The 17,841-nt window shown below is 48.7% G+C and carries 13 protein-coding genes; 10 read left to right on the forward strand and 3 right to left on the reverse strand.

Translation table 11 applies throughout. The features are described 5' to 3' along the window. Window positions 1-221 precede the first annotated feature (221 nt). The 7 genes from EKM86_RS06365 to EKM86_RS06395 all read left to right on the forward strand — a co-directional run bounded on the left by EKM86_RS06365 (window position 222) and on the right by EKM86_RS06395 (window position 11,076). Complete coding sequence (locus EKM86_RS06365) at window positions 222-1,625, forward strand: glycoside hydrolase family 1 protein (RefSeq protein WP_125756203.1); 1,404 nt, start codon at window positions 222-224, stop codon at window positions 1,623-1,625. Between the two features lie 3 nt (window positions 1,626-1,628). Continuing rightward, window positions 1,629-2,927: a PTS sugar transporter subunit IIC gene (locus tag EKM86_RS06370; protein WP_125756205.1), complete on the forward strand. Its 1,299-nt coding sequence runs from the start codon at window positions 1,629-1,631 to the stop codon at window positions 2,925-2,927. 51 nt (window positions 2,928-2,978) lie between these two features. Beyond that, the gene (locus EKM86_RS06375) at window positions 2,979-4,289 is read left to right on the forward strand and encodes an HTH domain-containing protein (protein WP_125756207.1); all 1,311 of its coding nucleotides are present in this window, start codon (window positions 2,979-2,981) and stop codon (window positions 4,287-4,289) included. Between the two features lie 217 nt (window positions 4,290-4,506). Continuing rightward, entirely contained in the window at window positions 4,507-5,073 is a 567-nt protein-coding gene (locus EKM86_RS06380) for a restriction endonuclease subunit S (RefSeq protein ID WP_164506191.1), read from the forward strand. A gap of 2 nt (window positions 5,074-5,075) precedes the next feature. After that, window positions 5,076-8,201, forward strand: coding sequence for a type I restriction endonuclease subunit R (locus tag EKM86_RS06385; RefSeq protein WP_225419368.1), 3,126 nt, complete (start codon window positions 5,076-5,078; stop codon window positions 8,199-8,201). A gap of 21 nt (window positions 8,202-8,222) precedes the next feature. Continuing rightward, window positions 8,223-9,830 (forward strand): type I restriction-modification system subunit M, encoded by a 1,608-nt coding sequence (locus EKM86_RS06390; RefSeq protein WP_125756211.1) that lies wholly within the window; start codon window positions 8,223-8,225, stop codon window positions 9,828-9,830. Then, window positions 9,817-11,076 carry a restriction endonuclease subunit S gene (locus tag EKM86_RS06395; protein WP_125756213.1) on the forward strand — a complete coding sequence of 420 codons (1,260 nt, stop codon included), beginning with the start codon at window positions 9,817-9,819 and terminating at the stop codon, window positions 11,074-11,076. The genes EKM86_RS06390 and EKM86_RS06395 overlap by 14 nt, the downstream gene beginning before the upstream one ends. Before the next feature lie 79 nt (window positions 11,077-11,155). Here the strand turns inward: EKM86_RS06395 and EKM86_RS06400 are convergent, their stop codons facing one another. The 3 genes from EKM86_RS06400 to EKM86_RS06410 all read right to left on the reverse strand — a co-directional run bounded on the left by EKM86_RS06400 (window position 11,156) and on the right by EKM86_RS06410 (window position 13,279). Next, on the reverse strand, window positions 11,156-11,785 hold the full coding sequence (locus tag EKM86_RS06400) for a hypothetical protein (RefSeq protein ID WP_125756215.1): 630 nt from the start codon (window positions 11,783-11,785) through the stop codon (window positions 11,156-11,158). Between the two features lie 285 nt (window positions 11,786-12,070). Then, entirely contained in the window at window positions 12,071-12,469 is a 399-nt protein-coding gene (locus EKM86_RS06405; RefSeq protein ID WP_125756217.1) for a DUF5388 domain-containing protein, read from the reverse strand. After that, window positions 12,470-13,279: a ParA family protein gene (locus EKM86_RS06410; RefSeq protein WP_125756219.1), complete on the reverse strand. Its 810-nt coding sequence runs from the start codon at window positions 13,277-13,279 to the stop codon at window positions 12,470-12,472. It lies immediately after the preceding gene. Between the two features lie 646 nt (window positions 13,280-13,925). On the opposite strand from EKM86_RS06410, the gene EKM86_RS06415 reads away from it, so the two are divergent. The 3 genes from EKM86_RS06415 to EKM86_RS06425 all read left to right on the forward strand — a co-directional run bounded on the left by EKM86_RS06415 (window position 13,926) and on the right by EKM86_RS06425 (window position 17,415). Next, on the forward strand, window positions 13,926-15,389 hold the full coding sequence (locus tag EKM86_RS06415; RefSeq protein WP_225419369.1) for a primase C-terminal domain-containing protein: 1,464 nt from the start codon (window positions 13,926-13,928) through the stop codon (window positions 15,387-15,389). A 72-nt stretch (window positions 15,390-15,461) separates the two neighbouring features. After that, window positions 15,462-15,794, forward strand: coding sequence for a hypothetical protein (locus EKM86_RS06420; protein WP_125756221.1), 333 nt, complete (start codon window positions 15,462-15,464; stop codon window positions 15,792-15,794). A 172-nt stretch (window positions 15,795-15,966) separates the two neighbouring features. After that, window positions 15,967-17,415 (forward strand): hypothetical protein, encoded by a 1,449-nt coding sequence (locus tag EKM86_RS06425; RefSeq protein WP_125756223.1) that lies wholly within the window; start codon window positions 15,967-15,969, stop codon window positions 17,413-17,415. Window positions 17,416-17,841: the final 426 nt, after the last annotated feature.

Below are 17,841 nucleotides of genomic sequence, written 5' to 3' on the forward strand. Positions count from 1 at the left end.
GGAGTTAGGGTGCCGCTTGCAGGTATCGAAGATATAAAGTGATGCGTCATAACAAAGATAGTGGTTACCTAATGTAGCCTCAGATATCCTCGTTCCGCGATCTTATTTGTTATCGTTAAGAGATTTTCTAGACATAAAATTTCGGCTAAGAGACGAAGAAGGCAGTCTTGTTAATGATTTTCTGCAGCTTGATACTGAAAGCGTAACCAAGGAGTGATTATATGCAGATCAGACAAATTGCACCATTTCCGCAGGATTTCTTGTGGGGAGCATCCAGTTCTTCTTTTCAGGCTGAAGGGGCCTGGCATGAGGGCGGCAAAGGAGATTCGGTAATCAGTCATACCGAAACAGAAGCGCAAACAACAGCGTTTGATGAAGGAGTTGACTTCTATCATCAGTATCATACTGACATTGGTCTGATGAAGGAGGCCGGCCTAAAAGCGTTCAGATTTTCAATTGCGTGGACTCGAATTTTTCCGCAAGGCGTTGGTAAGCCAAATCCAGAAGGTGTGGCTTTTTATCATCATGTTATAGATGAGCTTAGCGCAGCTAGCATTGAACCAATTGTGACGATGTATCATTTCGATTACCCGCAGCACCTTGTTGATAAATATGGTGGCTGGCTCTCACGTAGGAGTATCAATGATTTCGTTACCTATGCGAAGTTTTTGCTTGATGAATACGGCGATAAAGTTCATTACTGGATAACCATTAATGAACAAGATCATATTACCAAGATGCCTTACAGACTCGGTATTCTTGGAAAGACCTATAGCGAAAGCATGAGAGAGGAATATCAAGCTAATCATCACATGGTAGTCGCCAGCGCCAAGGTATTTAATCTTATTCACACGAAATATCCAGGCACTGAGGTGGGGCCCGCACTGTCCTACCAAGTTTATTATCCCGCCACACATAGCCCAGAGGACACAGAGGCAGCGATGGACCTCTCACTACTTACCCAAGACTATCTGTTGGAACTACAGTGTTCCGGACGTTACGATCCGGTATTTCGGCATTACTTGGAGAGTCACAATGCTTGGCCTGATTTTCCTGACTCCGATTTGGACTATATAAAGGCAAATAGCCCCGACTTTATTGGGGTTAACTACTACTCTTCGGATACGGTAGCGTATATGCCAGCGAATGGAGACGATGGTGAAATTGGGGGTAAGCCAGTTCCGTCGTATGAGCGTGGCATTTACCAAAAAGTGCGGAACAAAGAACTGCCGACGACACAGTGGGGGTGGACCATAGATCCGCGGGGTCTTAAACTGTCGCTGCGTAAGCTATATTACGAATACCATTTACCAATGATTGTCACCGAGAATGGGTTTAGCGAAGAGGAAGAGGTTAGTCCAAATAAGCCCATTGATGATACGAAACGTATTGCTTATTTAGGAGACCATATTAGAGCGGTTCAAGAGGCTATCAGTCTTGGCATTCCAGTTTTTGGATACTGCATATGGAGTTTTACTGATGTAATTAGTGGTCACAGTGGTATGAATAAGCGATACGGAATCGTGGCAGTTAATCGTACAAATTTTGATTTAAAGGCCATGAACCGACTGCCCAAAAAAAGTTTCTACTGGTATCAACAGCTCATCAAGAAAGGGGCTTATTAAACGATGCAATCTTTCAACAAAGGTCTAGATAAGTTTCAAGCATATTTGGAAAAGTGGATTTCGCCTATCGCTGCACGGATGGGCCAAAGTGTCTTATTGACCTCGATCAAAGAAGGTATGATTTCAACTCTTCCATTCCTGATTCTTGGCTCGTTGTTCAGCATTATCACTAGTTTTCCATATACGCCTTGGACCACTTGGCTAGCAAAGCAGGGTTTCACTGAATTTCTAAATCTTCCTTACCAGTTTACGATGAATACCCTTGGTATTATTGTGGCCTTCTTCACGGCACGCGCTTATGCTAAAGCTAAGCAGTCTGATACAGCAGTTTTACCGGTTTTGGCGGTGGTAGTCATGTTCATTCTTGCACCGCTGCACTCATTCAATGTCAACAAAGTTGCTACGCTATTCATAGGCTTTGAGAATATCGGTGTCAAAGGATTATTCATGGCGTTACTTGTAGCTCTGATGGTTGGGAGCGCCTATGTTCACATCATTAAAGCTAACTGGACTATCAAGATGCCAGACGGTGTTCCATCAACAATCAGTGAATCGTTTAAGTCACTGGTGCCAGTAATTATCATATCGACTGTAGCTTTGGTTATCCGTTATCTATTCAGTCTTACCAGTTTTGGAGATTTGAATACAGCCATTTACTCAATGTTGCAGATGCCACTAATGAAGATTGGAACCTCACCATGGGCTATTGCATTAGTTGTGTTACTGAACAGCTTGTTCTTCTTCTTCGGTATCCACTCGCTGGCAATTAATTCCATCGTCATGCCAGTTCTCTATGCTTTGGATTTCCAAAATTTAGCTGCTTATAAATTAGGTCATGCTATTCCCAACATCGTCACCTGGCGTTTCTTCTATATGACTAGTAAGATCGGGGGGACTGGATGTGCACTAGGATTAGTCATCTTCCTAGCTTTCTTTGCTAAGTCTAAGCAGTTCAAAACCTTGGGCCGGATTTCTCTGCCAGCCGTCATTTTTAACACCGATGAACCAGTAATTTTTGGGATGCCGATTGCGTTAAACCCAATTATGTTTATTCCATTTGTCCTTGCACCACTGGTCAGCTTCGGGTTATCTTACGGTGCAACCGTTGTGGGATGGGTAAAGCCTGTAATTGGCCTCGCTCTGCCTGAGCAGACACCGGTAATTCTTACAGGCTTGCTCCAATCGGGCCCTGCCTTTGCAATCCTGCAAGTCATTGTCATTATCATTACATCGTTGATTTATTTGCCATTTGCCCGCATCGCGGACAAGCAAGCACTGGCGAATGAGCAACAGGATAAATAAATCTAAAGGTGACGGCTTGCGATTGAGCCGTCATTTTTATATGGTGATTCTATGAAAGACAGAGAACGTTTAATTTTAACCGCATTTGTAAATGGACATTCTGAATTGAGTAGCACTACATTGGCAGAGCAACTGTCTGTTACAGCTCGTACGGTACTTAATGATATCCACGCCATCAACTCAGCCTTAGAAGTGCCAATAATCTTATTTGATCCAAAGCGTCGTAGATATTGGGTCAAGGATCTTGATCGCCTGATTACTCTTTTATACTCATCAGAGGATCAACACGGAGCTTTAAATCTTGCAACGGATTGGCCGTTTCTTATTTACTTTACGTTGTATGAGGCCAGACATCCACTCACAGCTGAGAGACTTACTGAACGCTTACATCTGTCAAAGACGCTTCTAACACAAACATTAGCAAATCTGCGCCAGACAATTGCTCAGTGGCATTTGTCAGTGGTAGGGCTACACGACGGTTTAGTGTTGAAGGGCTCAATGATTTGGAAGAAGTTCGGTCTAGCTCAGATGACATTGTCCAGAATCAACCGACGCATTTCTAACGCCTATATATCGCATATCTTTGCGGATGCTTATTCCAGCCAGTCATTACAAAGAATGATGCTGCTCTTGCGCCAGGAGCTGCTCAGTAGCTTTAGTGTGCAACTAGATGATCGTGACGAGTATCTCATACTCGTGACCTATCTGCTGCTCCGGCAAGAGCCTACCGATGAAATTGGATTGCGACAGTTACCGCCAGAGACTCAGCGCTTTTTCGAGGAGTTTGCACATACCCGGGTTTCTTCACTGCCGATTCAGTTACCTGCAGGCTCACCTTATATGCAAATGATCGCCAAGTTGAGAATAGCTGCCAACGGTGTACAAGATGAGGACATGTTTCGGGTACTAGTGACCAATCTTTATCTTCACCGCGATGCCCGTACTTATCATTTCTTCCCAATGTCGCCTTTAACAAATATTCCCACAAGCGTGGCCGGTCTAACTGAGCTGCGTTTTAATCAAGCCGACACAGCCGTACTTAATACACTCGATAAGCTTTTGCATTCGGCACAGCCAAGCAGTTCGAGACTTTTGGTTCTGATTTATGACGACGACTATCTACGCGGAATGCTTTTGTCTAGACGCATTGCGAGATATATAAAGCGCCCGATTCAGGTAACATCCAATATGTTTCAGCTAAATACGCTAATTGACAGGTATCCCAGGATTGCCTTTATATCTCCTAAGATTCGGTTGCTATCTTCAGAGATGAAACACGAGATCCGTTACTACAACATTGATCAGTTCGATGATACTGGCTATTTTCTCAAATTCATTGACGAGATTAACGGCATTTCATAACAGTGGAGCCGAACAAGCAGGACGCTCATCAGATGTTAAGATGATGGGCGTTTTTTAAGTTAAACCATAACCGATTATAGCGTAATAGTTAACCACGAACATAGAAGAATAGTTGAAATATCAGAATATTTCAAAATTTCGGTTGAACTTCCACATGCAAGGGCTTATCATGGGCTCATCAAGTAATTACCTGATGCCAGACAAAGGAGGAGCAAACATGCAGCCACACTTTAGGCCGGAACTTCACCTCTTGGGTGATGAGACCGAGATGGATTCTGGTATTCCCATTACCAGGCTTAGAAAGCTTGGGCCTGTTGACGAGCAGGCGGGCGGGTATCGAATCTTTTCGCAGGATGAGACGCCGCAATACCTTCACACGAACGAGCAGCTCCGGACTGTTCAGAAGGGTGAAGTTATTGTGGCACTGATTCCTAAACGAGTCGTCCCGTTTGAAGAGTCACAGCAACCAACCATCATCAGCACAAACTACGTCATCATTAAGCCCAGCGAGCGGCTGGATGCGAAGTTTCTGGCTTGGTGGTTCAACGAAAGTGAAGAGGCTCGGCGCCAAATTGATGTTGGGGCGCAAGGGTCGGCGTTGACACGGTTATCGATGGGAATCATTGAGGATTTGAAGATCACGCTGCCATCAATTAAGCGGCAGAGGCTGATCGGCGAGATATACGAACGGCAGACGGCACTGACAGAGCTTTCGGCTCGACGCTCAGAGTTGTTCCGGGAGAGCAGCAATGCTTTGCTGGAGAAAGCCTATAAGGAGAATTAGTCGTGGAAACGATAAGCAATCAAGACCCATCAGAGTTGAAGTTTGAGCAGGAATTCATTGAGTTCACGCAGCATGTCGGTGGGGTCCAGCAGTGGACCTACCTGCCGAAAATTAAGACGACTGATCAGCTGTGGGCGAATCTTAAGCAGATCCTGGAAGACAACAACCAGGCTCAGCTTGACCAGCCGCTGTCGGAGATTGAGTTCGCGCAGGTCAAAAAGGAAATCAGCGACCTCAAGACGCCTTACGAGGCGGGACAGCGCCTGTACGGCATGAACGGCAAGTACGAGATTCCGGTGAACCTCGACAATGGTAAGCAGGTGCTGCTGATGGCGCTGGATCAGAGCAACGTCGGCGGTGGCAACACACGCTACCAAATCGTGAACCAGATTCAGCGGCCGGCGAAGATCGCCGGTAAACGCAGCTGCCGGTTTGATGTTACTTTTCTGATTAACGGGCTGCCGATTATCCAAGTTGAGGAGAAGAGGCGCGATGAAACGGCGGCGCTTAACCAGATGCGTCAGTACATTGCAGAAGATCAGTACAGCGACATATACTCGACGCTGCAGATTTTAGTCGGTATGTCACCGCACGGGATTCGCTACATGGCGAATACGACGCTGGAGCAATTCAACACGGCATTTGCTTTTCGTTGGCAACATGAAAAGGACAACTCGCCAGTGCTGGACTGGAAGGACTTCACCAACCTGTTCCTCAACATACCGATGGCGCACGAAATGGCGACCAATTACATGATCCTGGATGGGACACGGAACAAGACCAAGTTGATGGTCATGCGGCCGTATCAGGTCTACGCGACGCGCAATGTGCTGCGGAAACTGCGGCAGTTCCAGTTCGGCTATCAGGACAGGCGGGTTGGGTACGTGTGGCACACGACCGGCTCAGGCAAGACGGTCAGCTCTTTCAAGACGGCCTGGCTTGCGCAGCGCCTGCCCAATGTTGACTCAGTCGTCTTCATGGTTGACCGGATCGCGCTGACGACACAGACCTACGATGATTACCACGCCTATGATCCCGATTTTGATCCAGACGACATGAGCAAAGGCGAAGGCGTCGTCTCGAACACCGCCAACATTGGGATTTTGGCGAAGAGGGTGCGGCAGGCGCGCGGTATCACGGTGACGTCGATTCAGAAGATGCATGGGCTAGTTGAGCGCAAGAGTTTCAAGGCGCCAGACAAGAATATCGTCTTCATTGTCGATGAGGCGCACCGGTCGACAGCCGGGGACATGTTAAAGGACATTCGCGACAAGTTTCCGCGGTCGGCGTGGATCGGCTACACGGGCACGCCGTCGTTTGAAGGAACGACCACGGCATCGCTTTTCGGCGATCCAATCGAGCCGCTGTATACCATTCGCGAAGCCATTGCGGATCACAACGTGCTCGGGTTCAACGTCGACTTTTCCACGACGCTGTCGGACGACCAGATGAAGAATGTGTACCTGCCGGCATACTACAAGCAGAACTTTCCGAAGTGGTCAGAGGCGGACATCAAGAACAAAATCGAGCATTTGAGCGCCGATGACATGGATGACATGGTCAAGCCTAGCGTCTACGATAACAACCCGAAACACGTGAAGGCGGTCGTTGAGAGCGTCATGGCGAAGTGGCAAAACCGTTCTGATGATTACCGCTATTCGGCGATTCTCACCACCCATGTCGGCGGTAATCAGGCCTCAACACCAATGGCACTCATGTATTACGAGGAGTTTAAGAAGCAGAACCAGCTGCGCAAACGCCCGCTGAAGATCGCCATCACTTTTTCGCTGGATACTAGCAATGATGCCAACAACGTTGAAAAAAATGACGCGCTGCTGGGAGCCATGCAGGACTACTCGAAGACGTTTGGTGGGCACTTCGGCGAGGACAACGCGAAGGACTACATGAATGACGTCATGGGCCGGCTGAATCGTTCAATCGATGATGGTCAGTACCTCGACCTCGTCATCGTCGTGGATCAGCTTTTGACTGGGTTTGACGCGCCGTTTGTGAATACGCTGTACGTCGATCGGACGCTGCAAGGCAAGAACCTGATCCAGGCATACTCGCGGACCAACCGGATCCAGGACATGGACCACAAGCCATATGGCAACATCGTCAACTTCCGCTGGCCGGCACACACCGAGCAGCTGATGAAGGACGCACTGACCGTGTACGCAAATCGCCAGTCAGCTGATATTCAAGGCGAAGTCGAGCCAGGCGATGATACTGGCATTCTGGCGCCCAAGTATAACGAGCTGAAGAAAGACGTCAAAGGCGTTGTGAAGGATCTGCGGAAACTGACCAAAGATATGACCGTGGTGCCGGCTAGTGAGGGCGAGCAGGACCGTACGTACGACTTGCTGCATCAGTACAGTAACCTTGTCAGCAAGCTCAAACAGACGACTGAATTCGACTACGATCATCCAGAGGCACTACTCAGTGACATTGGCTTGACTGCAAAGGAAGAGGGTCAGCTCACTGGCCCACTCGCCCGGGATCTCAAGGAAGCCATTGGCCATCGCAAGCCAGTCGGTGGCGGCGTGCCACCGGCATTGCTAGACATGGATTTGAAGCTGGTGCAAGTGCATGAGGTCATCGTCAACTATGATTATCTGATGGAGCTTTTAGCCGCCTTAGCAAATGCTGTACATGATAATGACATGGATACCGCGCGTAGCAAGCATGGAGACATCCTGCGCGTGACGGCCCAAGATAAGGATCGGAAACGCGCCGGCGACATCGAGCGTGCGGCTTCCGCCTTCATGGATGGCAGTTTGACCGCGGATAAGTACCCGTTGGATCAGGCAGATGTTGATGAACTGATTGAGCGAAACAACAGGACGACCGAAAAGGCCGACGTTGCAGCGTTCGTCCGCAAATGGGGGCTGCTCGACGTGCCAATTTCGGACATCGAACGGTTATTAAAGCGCCATGTGAAAGGTGAAGATGACCTCGATACTGATGGCGGGCTAAAGGACATTGTTTTCAAGTCACAGGATAACTACAAAGACTACGCTGGCGACGACGAGGTTAAATCCTTGTCCCGCATGAAGTACCGGCTTGGGCTGCGCGATGCGTTTGCTAAGTTCGCCGACCAAATCGTTGAGAAATACGACAAGTTCTAACCCAAAAGGAGACTGATAAAAATGACTGACTCAAAGACGGATCCAAGACAGATGGAAAGCCAGCTCTGGAGCATGGCGAATAGTTTGCGAGGCAACATGAGCGCCAACGAGTTCCAAAACTATATCCTAGGTTTCATGTTCTATCGCTACCTGTCTCTGCACCAGGAGGCCTACATCAAGGACCAGAAGCTGCTCGAACCAGAGGACGGGCAGGATCTTAACGCCGCATACCTGGAAGTCCCAGATGATGAGCTGGATGACTACCTGCAGGACATTGCTGGTTATCTTGGCTATGCGATCCGGCCGCAGTATACCTGGAAGACCATCATGCAGAAGATCAACAATCATGCGATTGCTGCATCCGACTTCCAAAGCATGTTTGATGATTTTGAGAAAAACGCGCAGATCAACACACGCTCGTCCCAAGACTTCCGGAACATCTTCAGTGATGTCAACTTGTTTGAGGCGCGTCTCGGTAACACAGCGGCGGCACGCGCCCGGGCACTTAGTGGCATCGCGCAGGTGATCGACAACCTGGAAATGGATGATGAGCACGGACGCGACGTTTTAGGCAACGTCTACGAGTACCTGATCGCCGAATTTGCTGCTAGTGCAGGTAAGAAGGCGGGCGAGTTCTACACGCCACACGAAGTCTCTCGCGTGCTTGCTCGGCTCGCTACGGCCGATGCGCCGGCTGACGGCCAGTTTAGCGTGTACGACCCGGCGATGGGCTCTGGCTCGCTGCTGCTGACCGTTCAGGATGAATTGCCGAATGGCGATAAGCCAGGCCGTGTGCAGTTCTACGGCCAGGAGCTGAACACCACGACTTACAACTTAGCCCGCATGAACCTCATGATGCACCGGGTCGACTATCAGAATATGGATCTGCGCAACGGGGACACGCTGGAAGGCGACTGGCCTGATGGCGAAGTCGATGGAATCGACCGTCCGCGGCACTTTGACGCCGTGGTTGCTAATCCGCCGTACTCTCAGAGCTGGGACAATAACGATAGCAAGATGAAGGATCCACGTTTCAAGGATTACGGGCGCCTGGCACCGGCTACCAAGGCGGACTATGCCTTCGTCTTGCATGGCCTGTATCACTTGAATGACCATGGGACGATGGCAATTGTGCTGCCTCATGGGGTGCTCTTCCGCGGCGCCGCCGAGGGTGTCATTCGCGAAAACCTGCTAAAGAACAACCAGCTCGATGCCGTTATCGGTATGCCGGAGAAGCTTTTCTATTCGACTAGCATTCCGACGGCGATTCTCGTATTTAAGAAGAACCGGACTAACAAGGACGTGCTCTTCATCGACGCCTCGAATGACTTTGAAAAGGGCAAGAAGCAGAACTCGCTGCGGGCTGAAGACATCGATAAGATCATTGAGACCTATAAAGCGCGCAAGGACGTCAATAAATATGCCCATGTGGCAACGATGGATGAGATTAAGGACAACGACTACAACCTGAATATTCCGCGGTACGTGGATACCTTTGAGGAGCCAGAGCCAATCGACATTGAAGCGACTGAGAAGGAAATCGCTGATATCGATGACCAGATTGCAAAGTTGACGGATGAATACAACAAGATGAAGGCTCAGCTGGTGAAGACGGATGACAAAGACTAGTCAGAAGCGCTTGGTGCCGAAGCTTCGGTTTAGAAGTTTTACTGGCAATTGGGAACAGCGTAAGTTTGGAGATATCATTTCTTTGACTGGTGGTGGTACCCCCTCAAAAGCAAAGCCTGATTATTGGAAGGGTCCTATTGTTTGGCTCTCATCCCAGGAAATAAAAGAGCGCTTTATATCTTATGGCACGTACACTATTTCTGAAACTGCGGTTAAAGATTCTGCTACAAAAATGGTGCCAGCAGGGACACCTCTGATTGTTTACCGTAGTGGTATTTTGGCTCATACTTTTCCAATTTCGCGGCCAACTAGAGATGTCGCAATTAATCAGGATATTAAGGCGTTGATATTTGATCCGGCAGTGCTAGTAAATAATTTTGTGGTTGCGGAATTGGAAAGCAAGGAAAGCTTCATTCTTCATAACATTGTGAAGACTGGAACCACTGTCCAATCAGTCAACATTCCAGATCTCAAAAAAATGGAATTTACCTTGCCTGAAATCTCGGAGCAAGAAGCGATTGGAAACTTTATTGAACAAATTAGCTCGACTATCGCTCTTCATCAGCGGGAGCAGGTATTATTACAGAGACTCAAGCAGGGATATCTGCAGAAACTTTTTCCACGAAATGGTCAAAAAGTTTCAGAGTTAAGATTTCCAGGATTCACTGGTGATTGGGAACAGCGTAAGTTCGGTGCACTAGTCGAATTAGAAAGAGGTTTAACTTATAAACCCTCTGATGTAGTATCGAAGAGTGGAATTCGAGTACTTCGGTCCTCAAACATAGATAATGATACATTTGTGGAGCGACCTGACGATGTTTTTGTTCAGCAAAGCGCAGCAAATCTAGAAGAGGTTAACAACGGGGACATTTTAATTACAGCCGCCAATGGTTCCAGTCGGTTAGTCGGGAAACATGCTGTTGTAAAGGAGTTATCAGGCGCAACAACACATGGTGGGTTTATGCTTCTTGTTAGAACTCCTGAGTCTGTATTTATAAATGCCCTTATGTCAGCCCCTTGGTATCGAAAATTTATTGCAACCTTTGTGGCGGGGGGAAATGGCGCGATTGGAAACCTGAAAGCGTCTGATCTTGCAGGACAGTCAGTTATGGTCCCGGCCAAACTCGAACGGGATAAGATAGCCGAATTCTTCGGAACTCTAGACAATGCTATCGCTCTTCATCAGCAAGAGCTAGACAAGCTAAAGCAGCTAAAACAGGCATACCTTCAGCAGCTATTTGTCTAGTCTTCAAATAACCAGCAAAAATAAGGCAGAGACACATCCATGGCGACTCGGTGGATGGGCCTCTGCCTTGTCTTTTTGATTAATAGTAGCGGTGAGATGTGGGATTAAGGGCGCCATATTTTTCAACGACAATATCGCCGATTTCCGTCTCCAACTTACTGGCGACTTTAGTGCTACCAGCATTGATTGGGATAATGACGGCGCCAGCTACGTAGTCATTGATCTCATCTCGGATGTTCTTCAGGGGGAGCTCGACATGCTTTTGGTAGTCTTTGTCGCATTTGGCAATGAGGCGAGCCGTCTTACCCATATGAATCTGATAGTCGTCAAATAAGTCACCGAGTTTTGCTTTTTCGCGGCTGGGGTCATCATCGCTTATGGTCTTAAGATTAGCCCTTGCCCGGCCAATGACGATGATCTGCCCTTTCTTACTCAATTCGATCCAAACATAGTGATGAAAGTCGCCATCTGATGTAAGTTCTGCAAAATTTTCTGGCTTGAACTCGGTTCTGCCACTTAGAGAGACAGATGACACCGAGAAGATATTGTCGAGAGCAACCGGATCAGTCGTTGTGTAGTCAAGCAGAGCCTTGTAATTCTTGATAAAGCTGGGATTAAAGTCTGCTAGCAATCCCTGCTTGGTCTTTGTGTTCCAGAGCGCACTGGCGATCGTTTGCGCAGTGTGTCGTTCAGTCTTCGTCTCTTTCATGTCTTTTCCTCCGTAAGGTAGAAGTTCTTGAGACAGATCAGGTAGAGATGTTGAGGCTGCTTAAGATCATGCTGCAGGTTTTCATGTGGGCTGCGTTAATGAGACATAGTATTTTCTGAGTTCTTTCGAAGACGCACTAGCAGCGCAATCAGCAAATGTGAAAGTTCGGATGCTGGAAATCTAGCGGTCGGTAGTCGTCGTTTCTGATAGAATCCCTGTCATTAAGCAATTCTCAACAAAGTGGTATTACCATTTACCATATACCATTTACCACCATGCACCAGACTAGCGAGTTTTCCGCTTCTTGCTGGCGGCATGCAGCACGTCTTTTTGTTCCAGGATGTTGACCATGTCGGAGAAGCGTTTGTACTCGGAATCTTCCAGTTGCTCGACGCGCTCGCTGAGCAGACTCTGAATGACGTCCTTCGTTGTTTCGCCGTAACCCAAGTTGATCAGCGCCTGAACCTGGTTGCGGACGTGATTGTCGACGCGGACGTTAGTTGGAATCGTCACGGTTTCGGGAATATCGACTTTGGCGGGTGTCCCCTCCCCTTCGTCGGTGAAAGCCTGACGCCCTACTTGTTCTTTGACCTCAACCTTGGGACCACGCGTCAGCAGCTTGCGCTTGCTGCCGGCAGATTTTGGCTCGTTTTTGGGTGTGTTGTTGTGAGTGACTAACGCCATTTAGTTCGCCCCCAGCCTTTTGACGATTTCGTCCGCCACGTCGTCGAAAACCGCATGAACCTTCTTGTCCCAGCCATCGTGCAGATCGTCTGTGATGCCGGTCATATCCATGCGCTTGATGCGCTCCATGATCATGACCCGGTTTTGGAAGATGTTCTCCTCGCCGAATTCGGTGGAAGCAGCCTTCAAGATCTCACGATCAACGGCGGCATTACGTTTGCTGAGGACTGGCAGGATGCCAAGAATGTCGACAGGACTGTTGAACTGATCGATCAGCGTGTTCTGGATGTAGCTGATGAAGTTCTCCGCCCCTGACAACGACCGCTCCTGCGTCTGTAGAACAACAATGATCTGGTCTGCGGCATAGAACGCCGTATCGTTCGACAGGCTGAGTGTCGGCGGTACATCGATGAAGATGTAGTCGTACTTTTCGCGCAGCGGCTCAATCAGCTTGCGGAAATAGCTCACCTTGTCGATTTCTTCCTTAAATTCGCGATCTAGGAATCGCGGATATTGAGAAAAATCGACAGCGTCCGGAATGAGATCTAAGTTAGGAGTAATCTCAATCTTGATGTCGTCGAGCGGCTTGTTATCGTTGATGGCAGCCATCAGTGATGAATCAATCGTGATGATGTCAGACTGGTTGGATTTGGTCTTCAGCAGCAGCGACGTCAAGTTGGCTTGCGCATCAAAATCAATGTCGAGCACCTTGTTGCCCTTCTTCGCCAGGCTCCAGCTCACCAGTGCAGTCGTCGAGGTCTTACCCACGCCGCCTTTGAAGTTGGCAAAACTCAGTACAGTTGCAGTCATAATGCACCTCTCCCCTGATTTTGACCAAAGTGTACCCTCACATGTACCACTATGTCAAGAAACGCTTTATATTAGGATTCAGTGCATAGTGGTAATACCATTTACCACTTACCATTATTCACTATTGCAGCTGTACTTTAAAACTTTACCACCATGTCGGGAATTGCTGTGTCTCGGTTACGCGTATGTTGTGGTATGTGGTAAATGGTACGTGGTAATACCATTTACCACTATTGAGGAGAACGATATTATCCGAGAAAAACGCTGGCAAGACACAATTCTTGATATGGTGGTAAATGGTAATACCATAATGGTAAATGGTTATACCATTATGGTAAGTGGTAAATGAACGAGTTGGCTCAGTCTATTGTTTTTCGAACCAAGGTCTAAGATACTTAGGGCAATGGAATAAAGGCACAAAAAAACACCACCGACGGCAATCGGTAGCGCCCTACAAACAAATTTATTTGTTAGTTGATAAGGTCATTCTAAACCCGTTTGGGAAGGTTGACAAGGGTGCGCGGTGTTTTCTGGGTTTGTGTACGCTCGTCAGCAATTGGCGTAGTGTGCGCAAAGCACGGCACTGCGCCTTTTTGATACCTTTGAGACGGGAGCAGACATGATGCGCAAGACTGACGCAGCAGACATGATCAAAATCATTCTACAAGACACACTTTCGGCGCGGCGCTACAAGCAATCGGCGCTGGTGCCGGATGGTTCTCCGCGTAAGAGTGGGGCGGTTTTTGTGTGCTGGACCAAGGATCTACTGCGGGCGGCGCAAGGGGTCGTGATGACGTCTCAGGAGGCCGTGGTTGATGCTGAAGGGGCCTCGCACTGGACGCCGAATGTCTTCCGGTATGGGACTTATGAACGCCGTGGTAGCAAGTTTGGCACAATTTGCGGGCACCAGGAGAAGAACCTCAAGGCAATCACGACCTTCGTAGTTGATGTTGACTATCCGGTAGGGGAGAAGCCTGACTACAGTGAGTTTGATGCTAGTTGCTTTGAGGTTGGTTTGGGTGAAGAGGTGCTACGGCCGAGTTGCATTTTGTCGACACCGCATGGCTACCAGGCCTACTACGTGATGGCTTCGCCGGTTTGGATCCGGCGCACTGAGGATGGGCGTTATCCGGCTTTGACATCAGCAAAACGCATATCCCAGGCAATTCGTGCGGCTGTCGCGGCTCGCAATCCATATACTGACACCGGAGCCAATGATTTCGGCTTTTTCCGTATGCCGTCTGCTGAGAGCCTGGTCGAAGTTGACGAGGATGCCAGGCCGACATTTGCTGAACTGCGAGCATGGTCGATGCGTATCGGAGAGCCTCTGGCGACGGCACAGCCGCAGATAGTCAGTGATCAGGTGCATACAGCCTGGTTTGATGCATTGACGCGCGCCGAGGTGCCCTGTGCGAAGGGGAGCGGATACGGACGCAATAATACCTTGCTGACGCTGGTGCTGGCGCAGTATGCTTCAGGCGTGCCGGAGGAGCAGGCGCGGGACTACGCGGATCAGTGGTCGAGTTTTCAGGCTCAGCCGCTGCGAGACAGCGAAGTACGTGCAATCGTGCGGTCGGCGTACTCAGGGCGCTATCACGGGGCCAATATGAGTTATGTCCGTGAGCTGTGCGAGCGGTACGCGCCGGGCGTCACGATAAATAGCGGGGCGCAGACGTGGTCGCATTTTCGAAAGCCACGGCAGCAGCGGAAGTACTCTCACCAGGAAGAATGGGCGCGGGATCTGCTGATCCTGACAAAGGAGGCCACAGATCTTGTCCGTGGTCATGCGCGGTTTACGTACGCCGAGTTGCAGCAGCGTCTTGGAATCAGTCGACAGTCGCTAGTGCGGGTGCTGAATGAGCTTGCCAATCGTGCGCAGATGAGTGTTCGTCGCGTACGCGGACGCAATGGCGGCCTGTATTTGGCAACCGCGCAAATGATTGCTGCGTACGTGATGGAAGAAAGACGGACTAGAAGTGTGAGGACGCGTCGTGCGGGTGACCATGCGACAGTTACGCAGATGTCATTGAGGTTTGAATTTGGCAACTTTTTGAAACAGATGGATAAGCAAAATAAATGGTCACAATCGCCATTACATATATCTAGTTAGGGCTCCCCTTTTGACGTTCCCGTTGATGCGATATAGTTGCTTTGAGCTTTTACTGAGGTTTTTGGAGGTGGCATGATGAGTCTCGAAACTTACAGAGTGACGAAGTCTTTTAGCTGTTCTGTTCAGGGTGTCGATGCGGATAGGTATGGACGCTACTGGCTGAATGTCGATGATGTTTTTCAGGTGATTGATCAGGAGAAAGACGAGAATGGAAAGGCGTTGTTCTTCGCAAGAACGCCTGGTTTAGCGTATTTAGTCGCTTTTGGTGCTTCAAAATTAGCGCGCCAGTCTGCTCAGATCTCAGGTGATGACTTCGAGTTTGTTTGTCGACAGTTGGCGTTGCCAATGTGGGAATTCGGTAATGAGGTTACTGATATTTCTTTGCCGTGGGTACCTGAAGATTGATTTTAAAAAGTAGGAGGTAGAACGGAGACAACTGTTATTTTTATTTTGATAGTTTGGGATTTTATATATGACATCGGAACTGTATTCGGGTACATTTATATAAACGTTTGGTGGGTCATTCCCACGTGGAACGATTTAATACTTGCATACCTAAATATTGGGGGAACCGGTGTTGAAAAAGAAGGTCCACAAGCGAGCTCCTAGGCAGAAGAAGTTTACCGATGTGACTTTTACGAGCGATCAGAGAGCGGTCATCTTGATGAAGATGACTCAGCAACAACGCGAGGCTTATGCGGAGAGCATCCAGCTGACGTTTTCTGATCAAGTGATGAATATGGTTTTTGACGAAGCCCCGAGCTGGCGTTTTATCGGGATTCGAGTGGATTACGGTTGGGAATACAGGAAGTCTGATCCCCGTAGATCAGCAAACTTGAGGTGTGTGTGCGGCCGTCAGCTCCGCTATCAGTACCAATTGGTCTCCACAGATGGTCACAATCGGCGAGTTAATCTGGGATCGAGTCATTTCATGCAGCACTTGGGAATACCTGTTTCGGTATCGCGAGAGGTGTTTGCTAATTTTAACCAGGTGCAACGCAAGATGGATGAGATGCTGGCGCGGTATCGGATAGGGGAGCGGTTTCCGAGTGCCAACGGTATGCGTAAGATTGCGATGTCTGGGGAGTTTGGCAATTCTAAATCGATAGTCGCACGACGGCTTCATGGTTTTGCGGTTGCCGATTTGCCCCTGACGAAGAGTGATAAGAATGCTCTGAAGAGGTTCGTTTCTGAGTTCCAAGGACAAGTGCCGCGTTCTGCGAGTTCTGGTCCCCGTGGAGAGCAGAAGCCTCCGGTAAAAGTCGCGAGTCCAAGCAAGGAATATTTGCATAGCAACTATAGTTTTGATGAGGCTGTGGCGATGACCTTGGCTGAGTTGCATGGCGTTCCTTATCAGGGCTTTCATCAAGAGAATCCGGTTTATTCCCAAGAGGGTAAGAACAGGAATATCGGGGAATATAATCCTGATGCGAAGGATTTGCCGCGTCCTAGAGCCGAGCTGGAAGAGGAGAACGTTGTTAGTCCCGTTTCGAGTGAGCCGCTCCGTGCTGAAGAACCGAAGCCGTTGCCGCGGCACAAGAAGAGACAAGGTATCGATGACCTTTATCAGGAGAAGCTTGCTAAGCTAACTCCAGAAGATCGCAAGAAGATGGAGGAACGGCAGCGTGAGCGCTTAAGGGCTGCGGCTAAACGTGCCACAGCATACAAGAAAAAGCACGCACATGGACAACGTGACAGCGCCACGAATCAGAGCAAGAGCTCAGACCTTGAGCAGCTTAAGAGGCAGTTACTTCAGCAAAAGAAACGCGAAGACGAGCAAAAGGCTGAGATGCTGCGAGAGAGGACTGCTAGCAAAAAACAGCGCGATCTCTTGCATGCCCAGTTCATCCAAAAACAAGCGGCCGACCACGCTAAGAGAAAGCAATTATACGAGAAGTATCACAGTGTAGAGAGCACTACTCAACCAAAGGCTGTCCCAAGTTCTCCCCGGAGAGAGCTGGTTGGCAAGAGTCCTTTTAACACACAGCTGCAGGATCAGTTGAAGAAGTGGCAGAAGTTTGATTAGAGTTCCGCAGGCTGCTACCTTTTTAATAGGGGTACCTAGATTCGAGCAATTTTTTGCGTGTCAGCATCGTTGTCAATGATACGAGACTGTACGATTTTACCGGTGAGATGTGAATGACTGCGGTCTCGTTGTCGCTTACGACCTTATCGGTATTGAGCCGAGCATGCAGCATAGACAGGAGACACCACAAGCGAATCAATCGTTGCGAAATAACACATAGGGTGCGTAGGAGTGTAGCCTTTTAGCTGATTTGTTACACTTAAAGTGTAGATTCGGCACTTGGAAAAGCAGTCCTGCTGCTGATGAGCAGAGTTTAGTCTTTGCCAGGTGCAGGCCCTTTGGGCGTTCTTTTCCGTTCAGATAGACTAGTATTGAGTTTTGCATGCTCACTGTTGCATAGCACTTCCTCTGTTTGCTTCTCGGGCG

It is taken from the genome of Lacticaseibacillus hegangensis (genome assembly GCF_003946465.1).
Classification (GTDB): domain Bacteria; phylum Bacillota; class Bacilli; order Lactobacillales; family Lactobacillaceae; genus Lacticaseibacillus; species Lacticaseibacillus hegangensis.